The sequence below is a fragment of the Pseudomonas sp. NFR02 genome (genome assembly GCF_900119375.1).
Lineage (GTDB): Bacteria > Pseudomonadota > Gammaproteobacteria > Pseudomonadales > Pseudomonadaceae > Aquipseudomonas > Aquipseudomonas paracarnis.
In genome coordinates this window covers 270,938-296,169 of sequence record NZ_FPJJ01000004.1, presented here as the reverse complement: position 1 = coordinate 296,169, position 25,232 = coordinate 270,938, and the positions used below count along the sequence as shown (strand labels likewise).

Here is a 25,232-nt window from a genome sequence, read left to right as displayed (position 1 = left end):
ACCGGTCTCTATGCCAACCCTGCGTACTTTTCTCGCCACTGCCCTGCTGGGCCTGACCCTTTGTGTTGGCAGCGTATACGCCGCCGACCCGCCCAGCGCCGAAGCCGTCCAGCAAAGCCTGGATAAACTGCCCGACCGCAAGCTGCCTGACGCCGACATGAAGGCGCTGCAGGCGACCCTGCAACAGACCCTGACCTACCTGGGCAATCAGCAGGACTACGAGCAGCGTCTGGCCGACCTCAAGCGCCAGCTGGAAGAGGCCCCGCGCCAGACCAATGAGAACCAGCGTGAGCTGGCGCGCCTCAAGGCCACCAAAATCATTCCGGTGGCCCAACGCTACGCCAGCCTGCCGGTGCCGCAGCTTGAGCAGTTATTGGTGCAACGCAGCACCCAGCAAGGCGACCTGCAAAAAGAACTGGCCGACGCCAACAGCCTGACCATCGCCGCCCAGACCCGCCCCGAGCGCGCCCAGACCGAAATCAGCAGCAGCCAGACGCGCATCCAGCAAATCAACGCGACGCTCAAGCTTGGCAAAGACAACGGCAAGCCCCTCAGCAGCGACCAGCGCAACCAGCTCAACGCCGAACTGGCGGCCCTGAATGCCTTGATTCCCCTGCGCCGCCAGGAATTGGCCGGCAACAGCCAGCTGCAAGATTTGGGCAACAGCCAGCATGACCTGATCCAGGAAAAAACCGCACGCCTGGAGCAGGAAATCCAGGACCTGCAAACCCTGATCAACCAGAAACGCCTGGCCCAGTCCCAGCAGACGGTGACCCAACAGTCCATCGAAGCGCAGAAAGCCGGCGGCAGCAGCATCCTGGCCAAGGAAAGCGCAGACAACCTGAAGCTGTCCGACTACCTGCTCAAAAGCACCGACCGCCTCAACGACCTGACCCAGAAAAACCTGCAGACCAAGCAGCAACTGGACACCGTGACCCAAAGCGATTCGGCCCTGGACGAGCAGATCAACGTGCTCAAGGGCAGCCTGCTGCTGTCCAAGATTCTCTATAAACAAAAGCAGGCCCTGCCGCGTCTGACCGTGGACAAAGACCTGGCCGACGACATCGCCAACATTCGCCTGTACCAGTTCGAGGTCAACCAACAGCGAGAGCTGATCACCTCCCCCAGCGCCTATGTGGACAACCTGCTGGCCAACCAGCCGCCAGATGAAGTCACCCCGCAACTGCGCCGCACCCTGCTGGAAGTGGCGATCACCCGCAGCGACCTGCTGGAACGCCTGAGCCGCGAACTGAGCGCACTGCTCAACGAATCCATCACCCTGCAACTGAACCAGAAACAACTGCTCAGCACCGCCAGCACCCTGCGCGCCACGCTCGACGAGCAAATGTTCTGGATCCCCAGCAACAAGCCGCTGGACACCGAATGGCTGGAAACCGTACCGGCGCACCTGAGCAAGCAGGTCACCACCCTGCCCTGGGCGTCCAGCGTCAGCGAGCTGTATGACGGCCTGACCCAACGCCCGCTGCTGTTCCTGCCGTTGCTGTTGCTGATCGGCGCGCTGCTGTGGCGGCGCAATGCGCTGTATGTGCGCCTGAAAAAGGTTCACCAGGACATCGGCCACTTCAAGCGCGACAGCCAGTGGCATACGCCGCAGGCCATCCTGATCAACATCCTGCTGGCGATGCCCGTGGCCCTGGGCCTGGCGCTGTGCGGCTACGCGTTGCAGATCGACGCCCGCGGGCAAAACGCCAACCTGGGCGCGGCCTTGCTGCAGATCGCCCAAGCCTGGCTGGTGTTCTACACCGCCTACCGCATCCTCGCGCCGGGCGGCGTGGCGGAGCTGCACTTTCGCTGGGAGAGGCCGCAGGTCGAATTCCTGCAAGGCTGGATACGCAAGCTCGGGCTGGTGGTACTGGCGTTGGTGGCCGTGGTCGCAATTGCCGAACATCAACCGGCCGCGCTGGCTGACGACGTGTTGGGTATCGCCGTGGTGCTGACCTGCTACGGGCTGATGGCCTGGCTGCTGGGCCGCCTGCTGCTGAACAGCCCAACCCACGAAAAGGCCTCGTTGTTTCGCAAAGCAATCGGCGTGGTGTTCACCGCCCTGCCCATCGCGCTGTTTATTGCCGTGTGCTTTGGCTATTACTACACCGCGCTGAAACTCAGTGACCGGCTGATCAACACCCTGTACCTGCTGATGTTCTGGCTGGTGATCGAAGCCACCTTCGTGCGCGGCCTGGGTGTTGCCGCACGGCGCCTGGCCTACGCCCGCGCCCTGGCCAAACGCCAGGCAGCCAAGGAGGCCGGTGACGGCGAAGCGGTGATCGAAGAGCCGACCCTGGACATCGAGCAGGTCAACGAACAGTCCATGCGCCTGATCCGCCTTGCCCTGCTCGGCGGCTTTATCGCGGCGTTGTATTGGGTGTGGTCGGACCTGATCTCGGTATTTTCCTACCTGGACAACGTCACGCTGTACGAATACACCAGCGGTACCGGTGCGAATATCAGCATGGTGCCCATCAGCATCGGCGACCTGCTGGGCGCGTCGATTATCATCGGTATCACCTTCGCCCTGGCGCGCAACCTGCCCGGCCTGCTGGAAGTCCTGGTGCTGTCCAAGCTCGACCTGGCCCAAGGCAGCGCCTACGCCACCACCACCTTACTGTCCTACATCATTGCCGGCGTGGGCTTTGTCACCACCCTTTCCACCCTCGGTGTGAGCTGGGACAAACTGCAATGGCTGGTGGCCGCGCTGTCGGTGGGCCTGGGTTTCGGCATGCAGGAGATCTTCGCCAACTTCATCTCCGGCATCATGATTTTGTTCGAACGCCCGGTGCGCATCGGCGACACCATTACCATCGGCAACCTGTCGGGTACGGTGAGCAAGATCCGCATTCGTGCCACCACCATTACCGACTTCGACAATAAAGACATCATTGTCCCCAACAAGACCTTCATTACCGGGCAGTTGATCAACTGGTCGCTGACCGACACCATCACCCGGGTGACCCTCAAACTCGGCGTGGACTACGGCTCCGACCTCGACCTGGTGAAGGAACTGTTACTGAAAGCCGCTCGGGAAAACCCTCGGGTCCTGAAAGAACCGGAACCCCATGTGTACTTCCTCAACTTCGGCGAAAGCACACTGGACCATGAGCTGCGCATGCACGTGCGCGACCTGGGCGACCGCAACCCGGTGCTAGACGAGGTCAACCGCTTTATCAACCGTGAGTTCAAGAAACAGCACATCAACATCTCGTTCCGGCAGATGGAGATCTACCTGAAAAACCTCCACGGCCAGGAATACAAACTGGTGCCGGCCGAGGATGAGCGCAAGACCATTGTGCAGCCCGTCGACCAGCCCGACGCCCCAGAGCCACCTGCGGGCAAAGTGGTGGATGCGCCGGAGCCGCCACCCAGCAAACTCGACTAAATGCCCTATCCCCAGCAGAATGCTCGGACATTCTGCTGGAGATGGCCGGTGAAAGCCCTCGACGAACTGACCTTCGACAATCGCTTCGCACGCCTGGGCGATGCGTTCTCAACCCACGTTCTGCCCGAACCCCTGGACGAACCGCGCCTGGTGGTGGCGAGCAAGGCCGCCATGGCCCTGCTTGACCTCGACCCGGCCGTGGCCGAAACGCCGGTATTTGCCGAGCTGTTCGGTGGCCATAAGCTATGGGCCGAGGCAGAGCCACGGGCGATGGTGTATTCCGGGCATCAATTCGGCGGCTACACCCCGCAGTTGGGCGATGGCCGCGGGTTATTGCTGGGCGAGGTCTATAACGAGGCCGGCGAGCATTGGGATTTACACCTCAAGGGCGCCGGGATGACGCCTTACTCGCGCATGGGTGACGGGCGTGCCGTGTTGCGCTCTTCGATTCGTGAATTCCTCGCCTCCGAGGCCCTGCATGCGCTGGGCATTCCCACCAGCCGCGCCCTGTGCGTGATCGGCTCCAGCACGCCGGTATGGCGGGAGAAACAGGAACGCGGAGCGATGGTTTTACGCCTGGCCCACAGCCATATTCGCTTCGGGCACTTCGAATATTTCTATTACACCAAGAAGCCTGAGCAACAGGCCGAACTGGCCGAGCACGTGCTGAACCTGCACTACCCCGAATGCCGCGAGCAACCCGAGCCTTACCTGGCGATGTTCCGCGAGATCGTCGAGCGCAACGCCGAAATGATCGCCAAGTGGCAGGCTTATGGTTTTTGCCACGGCGTGATGAACACCGACAACATGTCGATCCTGGGCATTACCTTCGACTTCGGGCCCTTCGCGTTTCTCGATGATTTTGACGCGCACTTCATCTGCAACCATTCCGATCATGAAGGCCGCTACTCCTTCAGCAACCAGGTGCCGATCGGGCAGTGGAACCTCAGCGCCTTGGCCCAGGCGCTCACGCCGTTTATCAGCGTTGACGCACTGAAAGAAGCCCTCGGCCTGTACCTGCCGCTGTACCAGGCGCACTACCTGGACTTGATGCGCCGCCGCCTGGGCCTGACCACCGCCGAAGACGCCGACCAGCAGTTGGTGGAGCGCTTGCTCAAGCTGATGCAGAACAGCGGCGTGGACTACACGCTGTTCTTGCGCCATCTGGGCGATGAACCCGCTGCTCTGGCCGTGGCGCGGCTACGTGATGACTTTGTCAACCTGGCCGGGTTCGACGCCTGGGCCGAGCAGTACAAGGCCCGCGTGGCGCGGGACGGGGATTACACCCAGGAACAGCGCCGTGAGCGCATGCACGCGGTCAACCCGCTATATATCCTGCGCAACTACCTGGCCCAAAACGCCATCGCCGCCGCCGAATCAGGCGACTACAGCGAAGTCCGGCGGCTGCATGAAGTGTTGACCAGGCCGTTTGAGGAGCAAGCAGGGATGGAGCAGTACGCGCAACGGCCGCCGGATTGGGGCAAGCATTTGGAGATTAGTTGTTCGTCTTGACCTCTTAGATAAAGGTCTCCACTGACACCCCGAAACGCTCGGCCAGCCAACGAATCTGGCGCACGTTGAGCTGGCGTTTTCCGCTCAATATCTCCGAGACCACTGATTGCGCCCCAACGCCAGGAAGGTCACTCTGGGTGAGATTGTGCTCGCGCATCATGTAGCGCAGCACATCGACCCCGCTGGCGACGGGCATTGGGCGATGCTCACGATCATAAGCTTCGATCCAGTCGCTCAGAATGTCGACCAGGCTCATCAGCGGGCTGTCCTCGTCTTCACCCACCAAGCTCAATAGCTCATCCAAACCGCATACCAATGCGTCGTAGTCTGCCTCGTTTTCCGGCTTGCGCAGCACAGGCGAAACGAACTGCCAGTGCTCTGCCGCCACTCGCATAAGTGCGCTCATCTGATTTTTTCCTTCCATTTGTTTTTCTCAAAATCACGGTGGTCAAGCAGGTGTTTGATATAAACGTGCTGCATTCGATACTGCACCGACGCAATCAACCTCAGCTTGTTACCGCCAATATCAAATACATGAAATTCACCTACCTTGTCGGTGGCGGGAAACATGGCTTTCATTGCGGCAAAGTCCTTGGGGGCGTTGCGCTTGATCACGCGATACCACTGATCCAGAGCTGTTGCAGAGCGCGGCCATTTTCCTTTTGCTTCCCAGATCCTGCTTTCACTGATGACTCGCATGCAACGTCCTTATCGCATCTTGCTATGAAGGTTAAACCTGAACTCGAACTATCGCAATTTGCTATAGCCGCAAACAGACCGGTGGCGCACAACAAAAAGCCTAGCCACACCGCTCACGCTGGCGAGGACGAAAATGTGAGCGAATAAGTATCTATATCCTTGAGAAACCTCTGTCTCGACACCAAATACCCAACTGGCCAAACCCCAGGAGCCTCCGATGTCCGAACCTCTTGTCATCCCCTGCCCTCATTGCAACGGCCTCAACCGCATCCCCGGCGAACGCCTGGCTGATGCGCCCAAGTGCGGGCGTTGCAAGCAGTCGGTGTTGCTGAACAAACCCTTTGATTTGAAACAGGGTGACTATGCCAGCCAGATCAAGGGCGACCTGCCGCTCCTGGTCGATGTGTGGGCCGACTGGTGCGGGCCGTGCAAGTCGTTTGCGCCGGTATTCGAACAGGCCGCCGGGCAGTTGGAAGGCAAGTGCCGGCTGGCGAAGCTGGACAGTGAGGCTAACCAGCAGCTGTCGGCTCAGCTGGGGATTCGCTCGATTCCCAGTTTGATTCTGTTCAAGAACGGCCGCGAAGTGGCGCGCCAGAGTGGGGCGTTTCCGTTGCCGCAGTTGATGAGTTGGTTGCGTAGCCAGGGGGTGTAAACATCCCCCCATCAACTCGGTCAATGTGGGAGCTGGCTTGCCTGCGATGCAGGCGACTCGGTCTGCCTGGTATACCGAGGTGATGCCATCGCAGGCAAGGCCAGCTCCCACATTAGATGCATTTCATGCGTTAGGTCAGCGGGGCTTCGCGGTCCATCATCTGGCTGACCAGCATGACGCCCAGTTCGCTTAACTGGTGGATGGCCAGCGCTACGTCGCGGTGTTCGCCGGTGAGGTCGTTGGACAGGTTGAGCAGCAAGGTGCGCACCGAGGAGAAGGTTTCGTAGCTGTTGAGTACGAGGGTTTCGGTGGGGAGGTTGGGTGACACGGTATAGAGGTTAGCCATGGATCGTCTCCGGGTTGGGAAGCCGCAACCAGCCCGCTACTAAACGGAGGGTGGCAGCTGTACGCAGGTTAGTAGACCGGGGAGACGCAACCGGCGCGCTCGAAAACGCCCTCCGTACAGCCACCATAGAATTCAGGAAGATCCTGATCGACGATATGCCGTACATCTCACCACGGGCTACTAAACCCGATCACTGAACATTCAGCGACCGGCAAACCTTAGAGACGCCCATCCAGACGCACAAGCCGGCGGATTCTGGCGTAGCTGTAGGCAAGGTTACAAGGCACAAGCCCCATTGCCAGACCCTTCCTACATACTTTGTGGGACAAATCCAACTCACCTGCCGGCATGCAATCCAAACTGTGGGAGCTGGCTTGCCTGCGATAACGGTGTTCCAAGCGACACATTGACTCAATGTGCCGCCCTCATCGCGGGCAAGCCCGGCCCCCACAGTGTTCGGTGTTGCCTGTGGAGTCAGGCGTTTTCCAGCAAGTTATGCAGCTCCACAAACTGCTGCGTCAGCTTATGCCGTGGGTCCAGATGAATCAGCGGCTTGCTCTCCTGGTGCGACTCGCGCATACGCACGGAGCTGGCCAGGTACACCGGCAGTACCGGCAGCCCTTCGGCAATCAACTCATCGAGAATCTGCTGCGGCAAGCTCGCCCGTGCCTGGAATTGGTTGACCACGATGCCCTCCACTTCCAGGCCTTCGTTATGGTCGTCCTTCAATTCTTCGATCTCTGCTAGCAGGCCATACAACGCCTGGCGCGAGAAGCTGTCGCAATCGAAGGGGATCAGCACGCGATCAGCGGCAATCAGCGCCGAAACCGCATAGAAGTTCAAGGCCGGAGGCGTATCCAGGTAAATCCGGTCGTAATCCTCGCTCAGCTCATCCAGCAGCTTTCGCAGCTTGTTGATTTTGTGCTTGGCTTCGAGCTTGGGCTGCAAGTCTGCCAGCTCGGCGGTGGCGGTGATCACGTGCAGGTTGTCGAACGGCGTTTCGTAGATATCTACCTTGTTCTTCTTCGAAAACGGCCCGGAAGACAACGTCTGCTTGAAAAAATCCGCGATCCCCATGGGGATGTCGTCACCCGTCAGCCCAGTGAGGTACTGGGTTGAGTTGGCCTGTGCATCGAGGTCCACCAACAGGGTTCGATAACCTTCGCTGGCGCTGACCGCCGCCAGGTTGCAGGCGATGCTGGACTTGCCCACACCGCCTTTTTGATTGAACACCACGCGCCGCATGGAAAAACCTCCGTGTATCAATGAATCCCCCGAGTGTAGAGCGCAAAAGCGCCGGTTAGCTACCTCGTTCATCCTTGCGCGCTGTCTGGCTCACAAATGAATGGAAACCGCGTAACGATCGAGTCCGGCCTTTGATCGCCGATAATCTGCAAATTCTTCCAACTTATTTGTGATCATTAGTGAACAAACTTTCACCACTATTTGCTAGAACCCCACAGCACCGGGATAATGCGCGCCATACGGCCATTGCTCCCTGTCCCGGAATCCGGGGCCATTGGCCGCACATGGAAGCCCGCAGGGGCGGGATAACTTCTCAGTGATCAACTTCAACATCGCCCAATGGCGCGCCTGGGCTCCTGGCCTTGCGAGTGCGGACGACTGGTACGCCTGGTGCCGGGACCCGGTGTTGCCGCCTGTCAGCGAAGCGTCCCCCGATGTGTCATTTTTGCCAGCCATGCAGCGCCGCCGTCTGAGCCGGCTGGCGCGCATGGCGTTCAGCGTCGGCTGGCCGCTGGCCGAGGGCCTTGAAGACCTGCCACTGGTGTTTATTTCCCGCCACGGCGAAACCCCGCGCACCCTGGACATCCTCAGCGACCTGGCCAACGAGCAGCCGCTGTCGCCCACTCAGTTCAGCCTGTCGGTGCATAACGCGGTGATTGGCCTGTGGTCGATCCTGCGCAATGAAACCAGCGAGATGACCGCCCTCGCCGCCGCCGGCGATGGCCTCGAACACGGCCTGCTCGAAGCCGCCGCGTTGCTCAACGAAGGCGCCGCCGCCGTATTGCTGGTGATCACCGAAGAACAACCGCCCCACGCCTACGCCAGCTGGATTAGGGATGTGCCCTTCCCCTACGCCCTCGGCCTGTTGCTCACGCCGGGCGACGAGTGGCAACTGGAACTCACCACCGGCACTGTCCAACTCACTCAAACCCAGTGGCCCCACGCCCTGAACCTGCTGCGCACCCTGCTGACCGAACAGGGCGCCTGCCAACATGCCTGGAAGAACCGAGTATGGAACTGGCAACGCAAGCCCTGACCCACAAGCCACGGCAGGCCTATTATTGGCGCCTGTTCGCCACGGCCCTCAGCTTTTGCCTGTTTGGCATCGGCGGGCTGTGCCTGCGTTTGCTGGTATTTCCGTTGCTCAGTTGCCTGCCGGGCGACACCAGCCAGCATCAACGGCGCGCACGCCACACCATCAGTTGCCTGTTCTGGTTTTTTATTCGCCTGATGAAGGGCCTGGGCATTCTCACGTACCGCGTCGAGGGTGCCGAAAAGCTTGGCCGCCCTGGCCAGATGATCGTCGCCAACCACCCGTCGCTGATCGACGTGGTGTTCCTGATCGGCCTGATGCGCCAGACCAACTGCGTGGTCAAGCAGAGCCTGTTCCAGAACCCGTTCACCCGCAGCCCGGTGCGCGATGCCGGCTATATCAGCAATGACGGCAGTGCCGACATGCTCGATGCAGCAGCCGACGCCCTACGCGCCGGCCAGACGCTGATCATCTTTCCCGAAGGCACCCGCACCACGCCGGGCGCGGCGCCGGCCTTTCATCGCGGCGGTGCGGCCATTGCGCTGCGTGGTGCGACAATCATCACGCCAGTGGTGATCAAGGTCAGCCCCACCACGCTGACCAAGGCCGAACCCTGGTATCGCATTCCCCACCGTCGATTTCACTTCAGTTTGCGCGTGGGGGCCGATATAGAACCACAGGCGTTCGCCGCGCTCGGCGCCGCGCCCCAGGCTTCACGCAAGCTCAACGATCACCTGCATCACTATTTCATTAAGGAGCTCGCCGAAGATGAGCGACCAACACCGCCTTGAGCACGACATAAAGACGCTGATCATCGAGGCCCTGGGCCTGGAAGACATCAGCGTCGACGACATTGGCAGCGAGCAGACGCTGTTTGGCGAAGGCCTGGGCCTGGATTCGGTCGACGCCCTGGAATTGGGCCTGGCGATTCAGAAAAAATACGGCATCAAAATCGATGCCGACGCCAAGGACACCCGCAATCACTTCACCAACGTGGCCAGCCTTGCGGCATTCGTCACGGCCCGACAGGCAGCTTGAGACCGTACCATGCAAACTCGTGACGATATCTTCAACACCCTGCGCGACGCCTTGGTGGAACTGTTTGAACTGCCCCCGGAACGCGTCACCCTCGACGCCAACCTGTACCAAGACCTGGAAATCGACAGCATCGACGCCGTGGACCTGATCGACCACATCAAGCGCCAGACCGGCAAGAAAATCGCCGCCGAAGAGTTCAAGGCGGTACGCACGGTGAACGACGTGGTAGAGGCGGTGTACCGTCTGGTCCAGCCCGCCGCATGAGCCGGCTGATCGGCCTTGGCCTGTTATTGGCGGGGCTGCTGTACCCCTTCGCCGTGTATTACGGCACCGAGCACTTTGCACCCTGGCAGTTCGGCTTGCTGCTGGGCAGCTTGTGGCTGTTGCGCGCGCTCACCGCTGCGCAGCGCCCGGGCAGCCGTTGGATGGCGGTGGTGGTGATCGTGTTTTGCCTGGCGCTGGCCTGGTTCGATAACCCGCAGTGGCTGCGCTGGTACCCGAGCCTGGTCAGCGGATTCATGCTGGCGCTGTTCGGCCTGAGCCTGAAATACGGCCCGCCGATGGTCGAGCGCCTGGCGCGCATGACCGACCCGCACCTGCCGCCCCACGCGGTGGTGTATACCCGCCGGGTCACCCTGGTGTGGAGTGTGTTTTTTCTCTGTAATGGCCTGCTCGCCGCCGCGCTCACCCTGTGGGCACCGCTGAGCTGGTGGACGTTGTACAACGGCCTGATCGCCTACGGGCTGATGGGGCTGTTGTTTGCCGTGGAATGGCTGGTACGACAAAGGGTTCGAGGCCGCGTATGAATGGGTTGAAACTTGAGCACTTGCTGCTTGAGCCGCTGCAAAATCGTTGGGTAACCACTGAGCCCGAGATGAACCACGCGCAACTGTGGGAGCAGTCGCTGAGCCTGGCGGCGGGCCTGCAAGCCCGGGGTATCCGGCGCCTGGCCGTGCACCTGGAAGACGCCGGGCTGCTGGCGATTGCGCTGCTGGGCGCCTGGCGCGCCGGTGCGAGCGTGCTGCTGCCCGCCGACCTGCAACCCCAGACGCGCCAACGCTGGACCGACGCCGTGGATGCCTGGCTGGTCGAAGCCAGCGACCTGGACGCGCTGTATCAAGTGCCCTTGAGCGCCGCCGCCCTCGACCTGGACACTTGCCAACTGAGCCTGTGCACCTCCGGCTCCAGCGGCGAGCCCAAGCGCATCGACAAGTCCCTGCGCCAGTTGGCCAATGAAGTAGAGGCGCTGGAGGCCCTGTGGGGCAAAGACCTCAAGGGCGCCTGCATCATCGGCAGTGTCGCCACCCAGCATATCTACGGCTTGCTGTTTCGCGTGTTGTGGCCGCTGTGTGCTGGCCGCACCTTTGTGCGCAAGCAACTGGCGTTCCCCGAAGACATGCAGCGCGCCAGCCGTGAGCACCGGCAATTTGCCTGGGTGGCCAGCCCGGCGCTGCTCAAGCGCATGGGCGACAACCTCGACTGGCCGGCACTGAGCCAGGTTGCGCGAGTATTTTCCTCCGGCGGTGCGTTGCCGGTTGAAGCTGCCGGCAGCCTCTACGACCGTTTACAGCAATGGCCCATAGAAATCCTCGGCAGCTCGGAAACCGGCGGCATCGCCTGGCGCCAGGGCGCGCAACCCTGGCAGCCGTTTGCCGATGTGCAACTGAGCCAGGATGCCGACGGCGCTCTGCGTATCGCATCAAAATACCTGCCCGAAGGGCACATCGAACAGACTGCCGACGCTGCACGCATCCATGCCGATGGCCGTTTTGAGTTGCTGGGCCGCCTGGACCGTATCGTCAAGCTGGAAGAGAAACGCATCTCCCTGCCGATGCTCGAACAGGCGTTGATGACCCACCCGTGGGTCGCCGAAACCCGCTTGGGCGTGGTGCAGGAAAACCGCGCCTCCCTCGGCGCGCTGGTGGTGCTCAGCAGCGATGGCTTGCATGCCCTGCGCAACCAGGGCCGCCGCACGCTCACCCAAACCTTGCGCCAGCACTTGAGCCAACATTGCGAGGCCCTGGCCTTGCCGCGCCGCTGGCGCTTGCTGCGCCAACTGCCGCTGAACAGCCAGGGCAAGCTGCCTCAGGCCGGTGTCGAAGCCTTGTTGCTGGCGCCTCGCCCCAAGGGGCCCGAGGTGTTGGCGCAAGTCGAAACCGAAGGTGAATGGACCTTGCAACTGAGCATCCCACCGGACCTGGCCTATTTCAGCGGGCACTTCCCGGTCACCCCAGTATTGCCGGGGGTGGTGCAGGTGGAATGGGCGTTCAACCTGGGCCAGCAATTGCTCGACCTGCCAGCCCGGTTCGCCGGCATGGAAGTGCTCAAGTTCCAGCAACTGGTGCGCCCGGGCGATCACATCGAACTGCACCTGCGCTTTGATCGGGAGCGTAGCAAACTGTACTTCGCCTATCGCAATGGGGTTGCGGCGTGCTCAAGCGGGCGGATCGTGCTGGAGGCCGCGCATGCATAAGCCGGGTGAGCACTTCGTGCTCAATCGCGGGCAAGCCCGCTCCCACACTGGATCAGTGTCGGCCAACAATCTTGTGTGCACAGCAAATCCAATGTGGGAGCTGGCTTGCCTGCGATGCAGGCGGCGCGGTGTATCGGTTGCCCCCCATCATGCATAACCCCTGCGCTTTAATCCCGGTGTACAACCACGAAGCCGCCGTGCCGGCCGTGGTCCACAGTGTGCTGAAAAGCGGCCTGCCCTGCCTCTTGGTGGACGATGGCAGCAGCGCCGCCTGCGCAGCCGTGCTGGCGCACCTGGCGACGCTGGACAACGTCACCCTGCTGACCCTGCCCAGCAACCAGGGCAAGGGCGGCGCCGTGATGGCCGGTTTTCGCGAGGCAGCGCGCCTGGGCTACACCCACGCCCTGCAAGTGGACGCCGATGGTCAGCACGACCTGCGCGAAGTCGAGACCTTTATCCACACCTCACGCCAGCACCCCGACGCCGTCATCTGCGGCTACCCCGAATACGACGACAGCGTGCCCAAGGGTCGCCTGTACGCACGTTACCTGACCCACGGTTGGGTGTGGATCAACACCCTGTCGCTTGAGATTCGCGACTCGATGTGCGGCTTTCGCGTGTACCCGCTGGCGCCGACCCTGGCGCTGATGGACTCGGCCTACATCGGCACGCACATGGATTTCGACTCGGACATCCTGGTACGCCTGGCCTGGCGCAACCAGCCTATGCGCTGGCTGCCCACCCAGGTGCACTACCCCGCCGACGGCCTGTCGCACTTTCGCTTGTTGCGTGACAACCTGCGCATCAGCGCCATGCACACGCGGTTGTTCTTCGGCATGCTCGTGCGCGCGCCGATGATCCTGTGGCGACGGTGGCAAGCATGAACGACAGCACCAAACATTGGGCCGACCGCGAGGAACGCGGCAGCTTCTGGCTGATGAAATTCACCGCGGTCGCGGTCAAAGTCCTCGGCCGTCGCCTATTGAGCCCGTTGCTCTACAGCATCGTCTTTTACTTCTTCCTGTTCGGCCGCACCGCACGCCACAGCGCGTGGCAATACCAGCAGCGGCTGGCGCAATGGAGCGGGCGCGATGACTTGCTGCCGAGCCACCGCACCGTCTTTGCCCAGTTCATGGCCTTCGCCGATTCGCTGCTGGACAAGCTGGACGTGTGGAACGGCAAGCTGCGCCTGGAGCAAATCGAGATCAACGACCCGGCGCAGTTGCGCAGCCAACTGCGTGGCGAGCGCGGGCAGATGCTGGTGGGTGCGCACCTGGGTAACCTGGAAGTGTGCCGCGCCCTGGCGGAAATGGGTGAACAGGTCACCATGAACGTGCTGGTGCACACCAAGCACGCCGAGCGTTTCAACCGCCTGCTGGGCGAGGCCGGCGCGACCCATTTGCGCCTGATTCAGGTGAGCGAACTGGACCCGGCCACCATGCTGCTGCTCAGCCAGCGCCTGGACGATGGCGAGTGGCTGGCGATTGCCGGCGACCGCATCCCGCTGCACGGCGGGCGTACGGTGCGCGTGGACTTCCTCGGCCATACGGCGGCATTTCCCCAAGGCCCATGGCTGCTGGCGGGCTTGCTCAAATGCCCGGTCAATCTGCTGATGTGTCTTAAGCACCAGGGCCGCTATCGCCTGACTATCGAGCCCTTTGCCGATTTGATCGAGTGGAAGCGCAGTACCCGCGAGCAGGTCATCGCCCTGTGGACCGCCCGCTACGCCGCACGCTTGGGCCAGTTCTGCCTGCAAGCGCCCCAACAATGGTTCAACTTTTACCCTTTCTGGAAGACCGATGACGACGCCTCTTGAGCCCATCACCTTTGGTGAACGCCCCCTGCGCATCGAAGACGTGCTGGCCCTGGCCAACCGCCAGGTACCCACTCGCCTGCAGGACGATGCCGCGTACCGCCAACGCATCGCCAAGGGCGCGCAGTTCCTCGACTCGCTGCTGGACAAGGAAGGCGTGATCTACGGCGTGACCACCGGCTACGGCGACTCCTGCGTAGTGGCGGTGCCGCTGGAGCACGTCGAAGCCTTGCCGCGTCATCTGTACACCTTTCACGGTTGCGGCCTGGGCAAGTTGCTCGACGCCCAAGCCACCCGTGCCGTGCTGGCGGCGCGTTTGCAGTCGCTGTGCCATGGCGTATCGGGCGTACGCGTGGAGCTGCTGGAGCGCTTGCACGCCTTCCTCGAACACGATGTGCTGCCACTGATCCCGGAAGAAGGCTCGGTGGGTGCCAGTGGTGATCTGACGCCGCTGTCCTACGTGGCCGCGACCTTGTCCGGCGAGCGCGAGGTGCTATTCCGTGGCGAACGCCGTCTGGCGGCCGACGTGCACCGTGAGCTGGGCTGGGAGCCGTTGGTCCTGCGCCCCAAGGAAGCCCTGGCACTGATGAACGGCACCGCGGTGATGACCGGCCTGGCCTGCCTGGCCTTTGCCCGCGCCGACTATCTGTTGCAACTGGCCACGCGCATCACCGCGCTCAATGTGGTGGCCCTGCAAGGCAACCCGGAACACTTCGACGAGCGCCTGTTCGCCGCCAAGCCACACCCTGGGCAGATGCAAGTGGCCGCGTGGCTGCGCAAGGACCTGGCCATCGACGCGCCCACCGCCCCCCTGCATCGCCTGCAAGACCGTTATTCGTTGCGCTGCGCGCCCCACGTGCTCGGCGTATTGGCGGACAGCCTGAACTGGCTGCGCGCGTTCATCGAGATCGAACTGAACAGCGCCAACGACAACCCGATCATCGATGCCGAAGAAGAACGCGTGCTGCATGGCGGGCACTTCTACGGTGGGCATATCGCCTTCGCCATGGACAGCCTCAAGACCTTGGTCGCCAACGTTGCCGACCTGCTCGACCGCCAGCTCGCACTGTTGGTGGATGTGCGCTACAACCATGGCCTGCCGAGCAACCTGTCGGGCGCCCCGGCTGATCGTGCAATGATCAACCATGGCTTCAAGGCCGTGCAGATCGGCACCAGCGCCTGGACCGCCGAAGCGCTGAAAAACACCATGCCGGCCAGCGTGTTCTCACGCTCTACCGAGTGCCACAACCAGGACAAGGTGAGCATGGGCACCATCGCAGCCCGCGATGCGATCCGCGTGCTGGAGTTGACCGAACAGGTGGCCGCCGCGACCCTGCTCGCCGCCAACCAGGGCGTGTGGCTGCGCGCCCAGGCCGAGGGTGCCCGCCCACTGCCACCGGCACTGGCCGCGATGCACGCGGAACTGGCCCAGGATTTTGCGCCGGTCATCGAAGACCGCGCCCTGGAAGGCGAACTGCGCCTGTGCCTGCAACGCATCGCCGCGCAACACTGGAGGCTGCATGCGTAGCCCCGGCGTGTTGCACAGCGACACTGAAATCCTCGTGCCGTTTTTCGACATCGACACCATGAACGTGGTGTGGCACGGGCACTACGTGAAGTACCTTGAAGTGGCGCGCTGTGCGTTGCTGGACAAGATCGGCCATAACTACGCGGCGATGCTCGAAGCCGGCTACGCCTGGCCAGTGATCGACATGCAGCTACGCTATGTACGCGGCGCGACCTTCGGCCAGACCATCAATGTGCGCGCCAGCCTGGTGGAATGGGAGAACCGGTTGAAGGTGAACTACCTGATTACCGACCTGGCCAGCGGCGAGCGCTTGACCCGCGCCAGCACCGTGCAAGTAGCGGTGGAAATCGCCAGCCGCGAGATGCAACTGGCCTCGCCCAAAGTCTTCACCGATGCCGTAGAGAGAGCCTTGAAATGAGATCCCCTGTGGGAGCGGGCTTGCCCGCGATGGACGTTAACGATAAAGCAGGTCGCCTGACGCTGCGCAGCGCCCTCAGGTTCTTCGCGGGCAAGCCCGCTCCCACATTGATCGCGTTGTTGCTGAGCTTCAGCGCCCACGCCTTCGACCTCCAGCAGTTGAGCGATCAGCTTGCCAAACCCTCCGTGATCCACGGCAACTTCATCCAGGAAAAACACCTGCGTGCCCTGCCCCAGCCACTGGTGAGCAAAGGCACCTTCGTGCTCGCCAAGGATCACGGCCTGCTGTGGCTGTTGAAAACCCCGCTGCAACAGGACTACCGCATTACAGCCCAGGGCATTGCCCGCCGTGACGCCAATGGCTGGCAACTACTGCCAAACAAGAGTGCCGGCGCCGAACAGAATCGTTTGTTCCTGGCAGTACTGCAGGGCGACAGCAGTGGCCTGCAGCGCGACTTCGACCTGCAACTGCAAGGCGAGGCCCAACAATGGAAGCTCACGCTGACCCCACGCTCACTGCTGCTCAAGCAAGTCTTCACCCAGATCAATATCGACGGCGGCGCACTGGTGCGCACCATTGAACTGCTGGAAACCCAAGGCGACAGCACGCTGTTGCGCATGCAGGACAGTACCGCCGACCAGCCGTTGAGCAATGCGGAGCAACACGACTTTGCCCAGTGAGCGCCTGCTGCCGCGCCTGTTCCTGACCTTGCTGGTGGCCGTGCTGGCCCTGGCAGGCTGGCAGTGGCGTGATGGCGCGCCGTTGTCGGCCAACCTGATGGAACTGGTGCCCGGCAGCACGCCGGACGCCTTGGAACTGCAAGCCGAACAGCGCATGCAAGAGCCGCTCAACCGCGAAATGCTGGTACTGGTGGGGCATGCCGACCGCCAGCAAGCGGTGGCCGTGGCGCAGCAACTGGGTGAGCGTTGGCAGGCCAGCGGCCTGTTTGAAAAGGTGCAGTGGAACCTGCAAGCCGACTTGCCAGCGTTGCGCGAACAACTGCTGCGTGGGCGTTTGTCGATGCTCTCGTCCAAGGACCGCGAACAACTGATCCAGCAGCCTGAGGCGTTCATCCAGCAACGCGTGCAATCGCTGTTCGACCCCTTCACCGGTTTCAGCCTGGTGCCAAGCCAGGACGATTGGCTCGGCCTCACCGGGCGCATCCAGAACAGCCAGCCGCAACACGGTGCGGTGCAAATGGACATCGGCAGCGGCGCCTTGATCGCCGATGCCGACGGCAAGAGTTGGGTGCTACTGCGAGCCCGCACTACCGGCAACGCCTTCGACATGAAGCTGCCGCTGCAAGTGGCGGACTTGCTGAAGGCCAGCCGCGAGCAAGCCAGCGCACACGGCGCGCAACTGCTCGCCGCCAGCGGTTTGCTCTATGCGGCCAACGGGCAGCAGCAGGCCACGCGGGAAATGACCTGGGTCGGCGGCGGCGCCACCCTGGGCATCCTGTTATTGCTGCTGCTGGCGTTCCGACGCTGGCGGGTGCTGCTGGCGTTCGTGCCGGTACTGGTGGGCATGCTGTTTGGCGCGGTGGCATGTGTGGCGCTGTTTGGGCATATGCATGTGATGACCCTGGTGCTGGGTTCCAGCCTGATCGGCGTGGCGGTGGATTACCCACTGCACTACCTGTCCAAAAGCTGGAGCCTGCAGCCGTGGCGCAGTTGGCCGGCGTTGCGCCTGACCCTGCCAGGGCTGAGCCTGAGCCTGGCCACCAGCGCTATCGGCTACCTGGCGCTGGCCTGGACGCCGTTCCCGGCGCTGACCCAGATTGCGGTGTTTTCGGCTGCCGGTTTGGTCGGTGCCTATTTGTGTGCCGTGTGCCTGTTGCCCGCGCTGCTCAAGGGCGTGGAACTGCGCCCGGCGCAATGGCCGCTGCGTGTCGCCCAAAGCCTATGGCAGCTGCGCACGGCCTTGCTCAAACGCATGCCCAGTTCGGTACTGCTGGTGTGGGTGCTGCTGTTCTGCGCGGCGGGCCTGTGGCAACTGAACACTAAAAACGATATCCGCCAATGGATCGGTGCGCCGCCGCAGTTGCTGCAGGAAGCCCAGGCCGTGGCGCGCATCACCGGGTTCCAGCCCACCAGCCAGTTTTTCCTGGTGCGGGCGGACAATCAGCAGCAGTTGCTGGAACGCCAGGCCGCCCTGGGCAAACGCTTGGACCAGTTGGTGCAGATGGACAAGCTTCAGGGCTACCTGGCGCTCAATCAACTGGTCAACCTCCCCGCAGAACAACAACAGTTGCGCGAGGCGCTGAACAACCTGGCGCCACACTGGCAACCGCTACTGGACCTCGGCGTGCCCCTCAGTGCCCTGCAAGCCGAAGTGGCGCAATTGCAGGCGCTGCCTACCGCAGACATCGACGCCGCACTGCAAGGCCCGCTGGCCGAGCCGTGGCGCACGCTGTGGCTCGGCCCGGTGGACGGTGGCGTGGCGGCCATGGTCAGCCTGCAAGGCTTGAACAACCCGGCGCTGCTGCGGGTGCAGGCGCTGGACTTGCCCGGCGTGCAACTGGTCGACCGCCTGGGCGACTTGAACCGCGTATTTGCCGACACGCAGATCAGCGCTGCCGAATTGAAGTTGCTGTCTTGCGTGCTGATCGTGCTATTGCTGATTGCGCCCTTCGGCGTTGGCGGCGCCTTGCGTATCGTCGCCCTGCCGCTGCTGGCCGCGTTGTGCAGCCTGGCCAGCCTCGGTTGGCTGGGCCAGCCGCTGACTTTGTTCAGCCTGTTTGGCCTGCTGCTGGTCACGGCCATCAGCGTCGACTATGCGATTTTGATGCGCGAGCAGATCGGCGGCCCTGCCGTCAGCCTCTTGGGAACACTGCTGGCAGCGCTGACGACTTGGTTGTCGTTCGGCCTGCTGGCGGTCTCCAGTACACCGGCCGTGAGTAATTTCGGCTTGTCGGTCAGCCTGGGCCTGGCGTTCAGCTTTATGCTGGCGCCCTGGGCCGGCCGGCAGAAACACGCCTTATGAATGTGATTAGCGCCTATGCGGCAAGGAGCCCTCGTGCCCACAGTTGAAATGGAACGTCGCCAGGTGGTGGTGATCGGTGCCGGGCCTTCCGGTGCCATCGCGGCCGCGCTGTTAAAGCGCAAAGGGCATGATGTATTAATCATCGAGCGCGAGCATTTCCCGCGTTTCTCGATTGGCGAAAGCCTGCTGTCGCACTGCATCGACTTTATCGAAGAAGCCGGCATGCTCGACGCTGTGCAAGCTGCAGGCTTCCAGGTAAAAACCGGCGCGGCCTTCGCCTGGGGCGAGCGCTACAGTGCCTTTGATTTCAGCGACACCTTCAGCAACGGCAAGCCCACCACCTTCCAGGTGCAGCGCGGCGAGTTCGACAAATTGCTGGCCGACCAGGCGGCACTGCAAGGCGTGGAAATCCGCTATGGCCAAACCATTGTCGGCGTGGATTTTTCTGCCGAGAGCCGGTATTTGCATGTGCGCCGCCAGAATGGCAGCGAGTACCACCTCAAGGCCAGGTTCGTGCTCGATGCCAGCGGCTATGGCCGCGTGTTGCCACGCCTGCTGGACCTGGAAGCACCGTCGAATTTCCCGCTGCGCCAGGCCGTATTCACCCACGTCGAAGACCGTATCGAACACCCAGGCTTTGACCGCAGCAAAATCCTGGTGACCACTCACCCGACCCAGCGCGACATCTGGTTCTGGACCATCCCGTTCAGTAATGGCCGTTGTTCGGTGGGCGTGGTTGCGGCCAAGGAGCATTTCGAGGGTGCCGACAGCGACCTCGACGCCTGCCTGCGCGACTTTATCGAGCAAACCCCAAGCCTGTCCGGCGTGCTGCAAAATGCCGTCTGGGACACCCCGGCGCGCACCATCGGCGGCTACTCGGCCAACGTCAAAACCCTGCACGGCCCAGGCTTTGCGCTACTGGGCAATGCGGCCGAATTCCTCGACCCGGTGTTCTCTTCCGGCGTGACCATTGCCATGCGTTCGGCGAGCATGGCCGCAGGGGTGCTGCACCGCCAATTGAGCGGCGAAACGGTGGACTGGCAAACCGAGTTCGCCGAACCGCTCAAGCGCGGTGTCGATACCTTCCGTTGCTACGTCGAGGGTTGGTATGCGGGCACGTTCCAGGACGTGATTTTCCATCCTGGCAGTTCACCGGAGATTCGCCGCATGATCAGCTCTATCCTGGCCGGTTACGCCTGGGATGAACGCAACCCGTTTGTCAGCGAGCCGAAACGGCGCTTGCGGATGTTGTCGGATATTTGTGCGAGTGAAGCGGTATGAGCAGCCCGGGCGTCGAAAAAAACTACCTGAGTCAAAACTACGTCGAAGAAACCAAGTTCGGTTTCTGGTTCCTGCGCAGCCATACCTGGCAGCATCACGTGTTGCGCGTGGCGATCAATGACCTGCGCAGCCTGTTCAGCGAGCCGCTGCCGGTGGCGCCGGTGTTGCTGGATGCCGGTTGCGGCCAAGGCAAATCCTTCCAGTTGCTGCATCAGGTATTTGCGCCTTCGCGCCTGATCGGCCTGGATGCGGACCCTCACAGCCTGGCACTAAGCCGCGAAGAAGCCGCGCGGCTGGGCCTGGACGTGGAGTTGATCGGCAGCGACTGCGCGACCCTCAACCTAGCGGATGCCAGCGTCGATATCCTGTTCTGCCACCAGACCTTCCATCATCTGGTGGAACAACATCGCGCACTCAAGGAGTTCTATCGGGTGCTCAAGCCGGGCGGCTATCTGCTGTTTGCCGAATCCACCGAAGCTTACATCGACACCTGGGTGATTCGCTGGCTGTTCCGCCACCCGATGCATGTGCAAAAGAGCGCCGAAGAATACCTGGAGATGCTGCGCGAGCAGGGCTTTGAGTTCGCTGCACAGAACATTTCGTACCCTTACTTGTGGTGGAGCCGTTCCAGTGACTTCGGCCTGCTGGAACGCTGGGGCCTGCGCAAGGCACCGCCCGTGGGCCAGCGCGAGGAAACCCTGGTCAACTGCGTGGCCCGTAAACCTGTGGAGAACGCGGCCCCATGATGCGCCTGCTGTTGATAAGTTGCCTGCTGCTGCTCGGTGCCTGCGCCAGCCAGGCGCCGCTGCCGGAGAAGAGCCCGGCCCTGGCCTTGCCGATGCAATTGCATGTGCAGCGCCTGGCAGACGGCCAGAGTCAGGACTGGCTGCTGGTGATCCAGCGCGAAGGCCGCGCGATTCGCTGGTCGATGATGGACCCGCTGGGCATTCCCCTGGCCCGGCAAAAACTGCTTGATGGGCAGTGGCAGGCAGACGGCTTGCTGCCGCCCAACCCCCAGGCGCGCACGCTATTTGCCGCGCTGCTGTTTGCCCTGACCGCGCCCGGTGACGTACCGGCGTTGTATCCCACTGCGCAGGCCATGGACCTGACGCGCACGCTGCCGGGCCACTGGCAGATCGTCTACCAGTCTTCGGAGGTGTTCAGCGTGAACATGGCCGACCCGCCATTGAGTTACCGCATCACCCCGCTGGGTATGAGCCGATGACCGCCTACCTCAATGCCCTTGGCGTGATCTGCGCCCTTGGCCGTGGCCAGGCGCAAGTCAGCCGCAAGCTGTTTGCCGGCGACTGTTCGGGCATGCGTGCCGAAAGCGGCTGGGTGCCGGAACGCGTAGTGCCGGTGGCCGCCGTACACGGCGAACTGGCGAGCCTGCCCCCGGAACTGGCCAAGCAAAGCAGTCGCAATAACCAGTTGCTGTTGGAAGCGGCGCTGCAAATTGAAGATCAGATTCGTCAGGCCATCCAAATCTACGGCCCTGCCCGGGTCGGGGTTGTGCTCGGCACCAGCACCTCGGGCATTGACGAAGCCAGCCGTGGCATTGCCCATTACCTGCAGAACACGCAGTTCCCCGCCGACTACGATTACCAGCAACAGGAACTCAGCGCCCCGGCCAACTTCCTCGCCGACTGGTTGAACGTGAGCGGCCCGGCCTATGTGATTTCCACCGCCTGCACCTCCAGCGCCCGAGCATTGATGAGCGCCCAGCGCCTGTTGGACCTGGGGGTGTGCGATGCGGTGATCTGCGGCGGCGTGGACAGCCTGTGCAAGCTGACGCTGAACGGGTTTACCGCGCTGGAAGCAGTGTCTGCGGAGCGCTGTAATCCGTTCTCGGTGAACCGCAACGGCATCAATATCGGTGAAGCGGCGGTGCTGTTCCTGATGAGCCGCGAGCCGGCCCCTATCGCCTTGCTGGGCAGCGGCGCCAGTTGCGACGCGCACCATATCTCTGCGCCCGAGCCCAGCGGCAAGGGCGCGTTGCTGGCCATGCGCAAGGCCCTGGCCAGTGCAAAGCTTTCGCCCGAGCAGATCGGCTACCTGAACCTGCACGGCACCGCAACCCAACACAACGACGCCATGGAAAGCCTGGCGGTCGCCAGCCTGTTTCCAGGCGGCGTCGCCTGCTCATCGACCAAGCCCATGACCGGCCACACCCTCGGCGCTGCCGGGGCCCTGGAAGCCGCGTTCTGCTGGCTGAGCCTGACCCATCGCCTGCTGCCACCCCACGTATGGGACGGCCACCCCGACCCGGCGCTGCCCGCGTTGCAATGGGCGCGCAGCGGCGACAGCTTGAAAAAACCCTGCCTGATGAGCAACTCGTTTGCCTTCGGCGGTAACAATGTCAGCCTGATAATCGCAGAGGCCCCATGATCGATTGGCCACTTGCCGAACTGCTGCCCCATGCGGGCGACATGATCCTGATCGACCAGGTGCTGTCGTTCGATGAAGAGCAGATCCGCACCCGCGTCACCGTCAAGCCCGGCGGCCTGTTCAACCGTGCTGACGGTAGCCTGCCCGCCTGGGTCGGCATCGAGCTGATGGCGCAAAGCGTCGCCGCCTATGCCGGTTGCCATGCACGCCAGCAAGGCAAGGCCGTGGAACTCGGTTTCCTGTTGGGCACACGTAAGTTCGAGTGCAACGTGGAGCACTTTCCGGCCGGCCTCGAGCTGAATATCCACGGCCTGCGCTCCCTGGAAGACGACAACGGCATGGGCGTGTTCGAATGCCACCTCACCGGCGACGGTATCCAGGCCAGCGCGCGCTTGAACGTATTTCGACCGCCCCAGGCGGCCAACTATTTAGATGAATCGAAGGACGAAACGCCATGACTGAATCCGTACTGGTCACCGGCTCCAGCCGTGGTATCGGCCGCGCCATTGCCCTGCGCCTGGCCCAGGCCGGCCATGACATCGTGCTGCATTGCCGCAGCGGCCGTGCCGAAGCCGACGCGGTACAGCTCGAGGTCCAAGCCCTGGGGCGCGAGGCACGCGTGCTGCAGTTCGACGTGGCGGATCGCGCTGCGTGCAAAGAGATCCTTGAGGCCGATGTGGAGCAGCATGGCGCCTATTACGGCGTGGTGCTCAATGCCGGCCTGACCCGCGACGGCGCCTTTCCTGCGCTGTCGGAAGACGATTGGGATGTGGTGATGCGCACCAACCTGGATGGTTTCTACAACGTGCTGCACCCGGTGATGATGCCGATGATTCGGCGCCGCGCCGCCGGGCGTATCGTGTGTATCACCTCGGTGTCCGGGCTGATCGGCAACCGCGGCCAGGTCAACTACAGCGCCTCCAAAGCCGGCTTGATCGGTGCGGCCAAGGCGCTGGCCATTGAATTGGGCAAGCGCAAGATCACCGTCAACTGCGTGGCGCCGGGCCTGATCGACACCGCGATGCTGGATGAAAACGTGCCGGTAGAAGAACTGATGAAAATGATCCCGGCCCAACGCATGGGCACGCCGGAAGAAGTCGCTGGCGCCGTGAACTTCCTGATGTCGGCCGAAGCCGGCTACATCACGCGCCAGGTGCTGGCCGTGAACGGGGGCCTGTGCTGATGAAGCGCGTTGTCGTCACCGGCATGGCCGGCGTGACCTCCCTGGGCAGCGACTGGGACACCATCGCCGCGAACTTTCGCGCCAACCGCAGCGGCATTCGGCGCATGGATGAGTGGGACCGTTTCACCGAACTGAACACCCGCCTGGCCGGCCCTATCGACGATTTCGTCGTGCCCGCTCACTGGACGCGCAAACAACTGCGCAGCATGGGCCGCGTCTCGCGCCTGGCGGTGTGGGCGGCGGAGCAGGCGTTGCAGGACGCCGGCTTGCTGGGTGACGAGTCGATCAAGGACGGGCGCATGGGCGTGGCCTGTGGCTCGTCCACCGGCAGCACCGATGAGATCAAGGCGTTCGGCAATATGCTGCTCAACTCGGTGGCCGAGGGGCTCAATGCCAACTCCTATGTGCGCATGATGCCGCACACCACGGCGGCAAATATCAGCATCTTCTTTGGCCTCACGGGCCGGCTGATTCCTACCTCCAGCGCCTGCACCAGCGGCAGCCAGGGCATCGGCTACGCCTATGAGGCAATCAAGTTCGGGCGCCTGCCGTTGATGCTTGCGGGCGGCGCAGAAGAACTGTGCCCCACCGAAGCCATGGTGTTCGATGCGCTGTACGCCACCAGCCTGAAAAACGATGCGCCGCAAACCAGCCCTCGTCCCTACGACAGCGGCCGCGACGGCCTAGTGATCGGTGAAGGTGGCGGCATGTTGGTGCTCGAAGAGTTGGAACACGCACTCGCGCGAGGCGCGCATATTCATGCGGAGCTGGTCGGCTTCGGCAGCAACGCCGACGGCCAGCACACCACCCGCCCGGAACAGAAAACCATGCGCCGCGCCATGGAGCTGGCCCTGGAAGACGCAGGTCTTGAACCGTCCGCCATCGGCTACGTGAACGGCCATGGCACGGCTACCGATCAGGGCGACATCGCCGAAACCCTGGCCACCAGCAGCCTGTTTGGCAGCCGTATGCCGATCAGTTCGCAGAAAAGTTTCCTGGGGCACACCTTGGGCGCGTGCGGGGCGTTGGAATCGTGGTTCAGCATCGAGATGATGAACCGCGACCAGTACGTGCACACCTTCAACCTGGACGCGGTCGACCCGCAATGCGGCGAGCTGGACTACCTGCAAGGTGGCTTTCGCCAGATGCACAACGACTACGTGATGAACAACAACTTTGCCTTCGGCGGGGTCAACACCTCGTTGATCTTCCGCCGCTGGGCCTGACTTTTTAATCGATTGGAGAAA

General features: G+C 62.5%; 26 protein-coding genes. 22 read left to right on the top strand and 4 right to left on the bottom strand.

Going from position 1 to position 25,232, the window contains the following annotated elements:
* The first annotated feature begins 10 nt into the window (after positions 1-10).
* The gene (gene mscK, locus BT199_RS14810) at positions 11-3,394 is read left to right on the top strand and encodes a mechanosensitive channel MscK (RefSeq protein WP_014716611.1); all 3,384 of its coding nucleotides are present in this window, start codon (positions 11-13) and stop codon (positions 3,392-3,394) included.
* A 48-nt stretch (positions 3,395-3,442) separates the two neighbouring features.
* Positions 3,443-4,906: a protein adenylyltransferase SelO gene (selO, locus tag BT199_RS14805; protein WP_072434827.1), complete on the top strand. Its 1,464-nt coding sequence runs from the start codon at positions 3,443-3,445 to the stop codon at positions 4,904-4,906.
* Between the two features lie 4 nt (positions 4,907-4,910).
* Here selO and BT199_RS14800 read toward each other — a convergent pair whose 3' ends face one another.
* Together BT199_RS14800 and BT199_RS14795 are read right to left on the bottom strand one after the other, a co-directional pair.
* The gene (locus tag BT199_RS14800) at positions 4,911-5,312 is read right to left on the bottom strand and encodes a helix-turn-helix domain-containing protein (protein WP_034125602.1); all 402 of its coding nucleotides are present in this window, start codon (positions 5,310-5,312) and stop codon (positions 4,911-4,913) included.
* Positions 5,309-5,605, bottom strand: coding sequence for a type II toxin-antitoxin system HigB family toxin (locus BT199_RS14795; protein ID WP_072434825.1), 297 nt, complete (start codon positions 5,603-5,605; stop codon positions 5,309-5,311). Before BT199_RS14795 ends, BT199_RS14800 begins: the two co-directional genes overlap by 4 nt.
* A gap of 217 nt (positions 5,606-5,822) precedes the next feature.
* Here BT199_RS14795 and trxC point away from each other — a divergent pair, with 217 nt between their 5' ends.
* Positions 5,823-6,257 carry a thioredoxin TrxC gene (gene trxC, locus BT199_RS14790; protein ID WP_072434823.1) on the top strand — a complete coding sequence of 145 codons (435 nt, stop codon included), beginning with the start codon at positions 5,823-5,825 and terminating at the stop codon, positions 6,255-6,257.
* A 130-nt stretch (positions 6,258-6,387) separates the two neighbouring features.
* Here the strand turns inward: trxC and BT199_RS14785 are convergent, their stop codons facing one another.
* Both BT199_RS14785 and BT199_RS14780 read right to left on the bottom strand, forming a co-directional pair.
* Positions 6,388-6,603 carry a DUF6124 family protein gene (locus BT199_RS14785; protein ID WP_047712416.1) on the bottom strand — a complete coding sequence of 72 codons (216 nt, stop codon included), beginning with the start codon at positions 6,601-6,603 and terminating at the stop codon, positions 6,388-6,390.
* A 474-nt stretch (positions 6,604-7,077) separates the two neighbouring features.
* Positions 7,078-7,848, bottom strand: coding sequence for a ParA family protein (locus BT199_RS14780; protein WP_020301660.1), 771 nt, complete (start codon positions 7,846-7,848; stop codon positions 7,078-7,080).
* Positions 7,849-8,164: 316 nt separating this feature from the next.
* Here BT199_RS14780 and BT199_RS14775 point away from each other — a divergent pair, with 316 nt between their 5' ends.
* The 19 genes from BT199_RS14775 to BT199_RS14685 all read left to right on the top strand — a co-directional run bounded on the left by BT199_RS14775 (position 8,165) and on the right by BT199_RS14685 (position 25,211).
* On the top strand, positions 8,165-8,884 hold the full coding sequence (locus BT199_RS14775) for a beta-ketoacyl synthase chain length factor (protein WP_014716605.1): 720 nt from the start codon (positions 8,165-8,167) through the stop codon (positions 8,882-8,884).
* Positions 8,860-9,672, top strand: coding sequence for a lysophospholipid acyltransferase family protein (locus tag BT199_RS14770; RefSeq protein WP_072434821.1), 813 nt, complete (start codon positions 8,860-8,862; stop codon positions 9,670-9,672). The genes BT199_RS14775 and BT199_RS14770 overlap by 25 nt, the downstream gene beginning before the upstream one ends.
* Entirely contained in the window at positions 9,650-9,919 is a 270-nt protein-coding gene (locus BT199_RS14765) for a phosphopantetheine-binding protein (RefSeq protein ID WP_014716603.1), read from the top strand. The genes BT199_RS14770 and BT199_RS14765 overlap by 23 nt, the downstream gene beginning before the upstream one ends.
* Before the next feature lie 9 nt (positions 9,920-9,928).
* Positions 9,929-10,183 (top strand): acyl carrier protein, encoded by a 255-nt coding sequence (locus BT199_RS14760; RefSeq protein ID WP_003187949.1) that lies wholly within the window; start codon positions 9,929-9,931, stop codon positions 10,181-10,183.
* The gene (locus BT199_RS14755) at positions 10,180-10,725 is read left to right on the top strand and encodes a COG4648 family protein (RefSeq protein WP_003187947.1); all 546 of its coding nucleotides are present in this window, start codon (positions 10,180-10,182) and stop codon (positions 10,723-10,725) included. The genes BT199_RS14760 and BT199_RS14755 overlap by 4 nt, the downstream gene beginning before the upstream one ends.
* The gene (locus tag BT199_RS14750; RefSeq protein ID WP_072434819.1) at positions 10,722-12,392 is read left to right on the top strand and encodes an acyl-CoA synthetase family protein; all 1,671 of its coding nucleotides are present in this window, start codon (positions 10,722-10,724) and stop codon (positions 12,390-12,392) included. The genes BT199_RS14755 and BT199_RS14750 overlap by 4 nt, the downstream gene beginning before the upstream one ends.
* Before the next feature lie 149 nt (positions 12,393-12,541).
* Positions 12,542-13,276, top strand: coding sequence for a glycosyltransferase family 2 protein (locus BT199_RS14745; protein WP_072434817.1), 735 nt, complete (start codon positions 12,542-12,544; stop codon positions 13,274-13,276).
* On the top strand, positions 13,273-14,208 hold the full coding sequence (locus BT199_RS14740; protein ID WP_038448578.1) for an LpxL/LpxP family acyltransferase: 936 nt from the start codon (positions 13,273-13,275) through the stop codon (positions 14,206-14,208). Before BT199_RS14745 ends, BT199_RS14740 begins: the two co-directional genes overlap by 4 nt.
* Positions 14,192-15,733, top strand: a complete 1,542-nt coding sequence (gene hutH, locus BT199_RS14735; RefSeq protein ID WP_072434815.1) for an HAL/PAL/TAL family ammonia-lyase — start codon at positions 14,192-14,194, stop codon at positions 15,731-15,733. The genes BT199_RS14740 and hutH overlap by 17 nt, the downstream gene beginning before the upstream one ends.
* A complete protein-coding gene (locus BT199_RS14730; protein WP_014716597.1) occupies positions 15,726-16,151 on the top strand; it encodes an acyl-CoA thioesterase in 426 nt (141 codons plus the stop codon). The genes hutH and BT199_RS14730 overlap by 8 nt, the downstream gene beginning before the upstream one ends.
* Positions 16,148-16,831 (top strand): outer membrane lipoprotein carrier protein LolA, encoded by a 684-nt coding sequence (locus BT199_RS14725; protein ID WP_256575967.1) that lies wholly within the window; start codon positions 16,148-16,150, stop codon positions 16,829-16,831. The genes BT199_RS14730 and BT199_RS14725 overlap by 4 nt, the downstream gene beginning before the upstream one ends.
* Positions 16,803-19,133 (top strand): MMPL family transporter, encoded by a 2,331-nt coding sequence (locus BT199_RS14720; protein WP_072434813.1) that lies wholly within the window; start codon positions 16,803-16,805, stop codon positions 19,131-19,133. Before BT199_RS14725 ends, BT199_RS14720 begins: the two co-directional genes overlap by 29 nt.
* Positions 19,134-19,166: 33 nt before the next feature.
* On the top strand, positions 19,167-20,414 hold the full coding sequence (locus tag BT199_RS14715; protein WP_038448572.1) for an NAD(P)/FAD-dependent oxidoreductase: 1,248 nt from the start codon (positions 19,167-19,169) through the stop codon (positions 20,412-20,414).
* Entirely contained in the window at positions 20,411-21,160 is a 750-nt protein-coding gene (locus BT199_RS14710) for a class I SAM-dependent methyltransferase (RefSeq protein ID WP_014716593.1), read from the top strand. The genes BT199_RS14715 and BT199_RS14710 overlap by 4 nt, the downstream gene beginning before the upstream one ends.
* Complete coding sequence (locus tag BT199_RS14705) at positions 21,157-21,639, top strand: hypothetical protein (RefSeq protein WP_072434811.1); 483 nt, start codon at positions 21,157-21,159, stop codon at positions 21,637-21,639. Before BT199_RS14710 ends, BT199_RS14705 begins: the two co-directional genes overlap by 4 nt.
* The gene (locus BT199_RS14700) at positions 21,636-22,802 is read left to right on the top strand and encodes a beta-ketoacyl-[acyl-carrier-protein] synthase family protein (protein WP_072434809.1); all 1,167 of its coding nucleotides are present in this window, start codon (positions 21,636-21,638) and stop codon (positions 22,800-22,802) included. Before BT199_RS14705 ends, BT199_RS14700 begins: the two co-directional genes overlap by 4 nt.
* Entirely contained in the window at positions 22,799-23,260 is a 462-nt protein-coding gene (locus BT199_RS14695; protein WP_072434807.1) for a hotdog family protein, read from the top strand. The genes BT199_RS14700 and BT199_RS14695 overlap by 4 nt, the downstream gene beginning before the upstream one ends.
* Positions 23,257-23,985 (top strand): 3-oxoacyl-ACP reductase FabG, encoded by a 729-nt coding sequence (gene fabG / locus BT199_RS14690; protein WP_014716589.1) that lies wholly within the window; start codon positions 23,257-23,259, stop codon positions 23,983-23,985. The genes BT199_RS14695 and fabG overlap by 4 nt, the downstream gene beginning before the upstream one ends.
* A complete protein-coding gene (locus tag BT199_RS14685; protein ID WP_003187928.1) occupies positions 23,985-25,211 on the top strand; it encodes a beta-ketoacyl-ACP synthase in 1,227 nt (408 codons plus the stop codon). Before fabG ends, BT199_RS14685 begins: the two co-directional genes overlap by 1 nt.
* Positions 25,212-25,232: the final 21 nt, after the last annotated feature.

Excerpts from the sequence above, each read along its gene's own strand:
- BT199_RS14745 (WP_072434817.1), top strand. The coding sequence starts at position 12,542 with ATGCATAACCCCTGCGCTTTAATCCCGGTGTACAACCACGAAGCCGCC.
- BT199_RS14705 (WP_072434811.1), top strand. The coding sequence starts at position 21,157 with ATGATGCGCCTGCTGTTGATAAGTTGCCTGCTGCTGCTCGGTGCCTGC.
- BT199_RS14750 (WP_072434819.1), top strand. The coding sequence starts at position 10,722 with ATGAATGGGTTGAAACTTGAGCACTTGCTGCTTGAGCCGCTGCAAAAT.
- fabG (WP_014716589.1), top strand. The coding sequence starts at position 23,257 with ATGACTGAATCCGTACTGGTCACCGGCTCCAGCCGTGGTATCGGCCGC.
- BT199_RS14710 (WP_014716593.1), top strand. The coding sequence starts at position 20,411 with ATGAGCAGCCCGGGCGTCGAAAAAAACTACCTGAGTCAAAACTACGTC.
- BT199_RS14765 (WP_014716603.1), top strand. The coding sequence starts at position 9,650 with ATGAGCGACCAACACCGCCTTGAGCACGACATAAAGACGCTGATCATC.
- BT199_RS14800 (WP_034125602.1), bottom strand. The coding sequence starts at position 5,312 with ATGAGCGCACTTATGCGAGTGGCGGCAGAGCACTGGCAGTTCGTTTCG.
- trxC (WP_072434823.1), top strand. The coding sequence starts at position 5,823 with ATGTCCGAACCTCTTGTCATCCCCTGCCCTCATTGCAACGGCCTCAAC.
- BT199_RS14755 (WP_003187947.1), top strand. The coding sequence starts at position 10,180 with ATGAGCCGGCTGATCGGCCTTGGCCTGTTATTGGCGGGGCTGCTGTAC.
- BT199_RS14770 (WP_072434821.1), top strand. The coding sequence starts at position 8,860 with ATGGAACTGGCAACGCAAGCCCTGACCCACAAGCCACGGCAGGCCTAT.
- BT199_RS14795 (WP_072434825.1), bottom strand. The coding sequence starts at position 5,605 with ATGCGAGTCATCAGTGAAAGCAGGATCTGGGAAGCAAAAGGAAAATGG.
- BT199_RS14700 (WP_072434809.1), top strand. The coding sequence starts at position 21,636 with ATGACCGCCTACCTCAATGCCCTTGGCGTGATCTGCGCCCTTGGCCGT.
- BT199_RS14740 (WP_038448578.1), top strand. The coding sequence starts at position 13,273 with ATGAACGACAGCACCAAACATTGGGCCGACCGCGAGGAACGCGGCAGC.
- hutH (WP_072434815.1), top strand. The coding sequence starts at position 14,192 with ATGACGACGCCTCTTGAGCCCATCACCTTTGGTGAACGCCCCCTGCGC.
- BT199_RS14720 (WP_072434813.1), top strand. The coding sequence starts at position 16,803 with ATGCGGAGCAACACGACTTTGCCCAGTGAGCGCCTGCTGCCGCGCCTG.
- BT199_RS14780 (WP_020301660.1), bottom strand. The coding sequence starts at position 7,848 with ATGCGGCGCGTGGTGTTCAATCAAAAAGGCGGTGTGGGCAAGTCCAGC.
- mscK (WP_014716611.1), top strand. The coding sequence starts at position 11 with ATGCCAACCCTGCGTACTTTTCTCGCCACTGCCCTGCTGGGCCTGACC.
- BT199_RS14695 (WP_072434807.1), top strand. The coding sequence starts at position 22,799 with ATGATCGATTGGCCACTTGCCGAACTGCTGCCCCATGCGGGCGACATG.
- BT199_RS14785 (WP_047712416.1), bottom strand. The coding sequence starts at position 6,603 with ATGGCTAACCTCTATACCGTGTCACCCAACCTCCCCACCGAAACCCTC.
- BT199_RS14730 (WP_014716597.1), top strand. The coding sequence starts at position 15,726 with ATGCGTAGCCCCGGCGTGTTGCACAGCGACACTGAAATCCTCGTGCCG.
- BT199_RS14725 (WP_256575967.1), top strand. The coding sequence starts at position 16,148 with ATGAGATCCCCTGTGGGAGCGGGCTTGCCCGCGATGGACGTTAACGAT.
- BT199_RS14760 (WP_003187949.1), top strand. The coding sequence starts at position 9,929 with ATGCAAACTCGTGACGATATCTTCAACACCCTGCGCGACGCCTTGGTG.
- BT199_RS14685 (WP_003187928.1), top strand. The coding sequence starts at position 23,985 with ATGAAGCGCGTTGTCGTCACCGGCATGGCCGGCGTGACCTCCCTGGGC.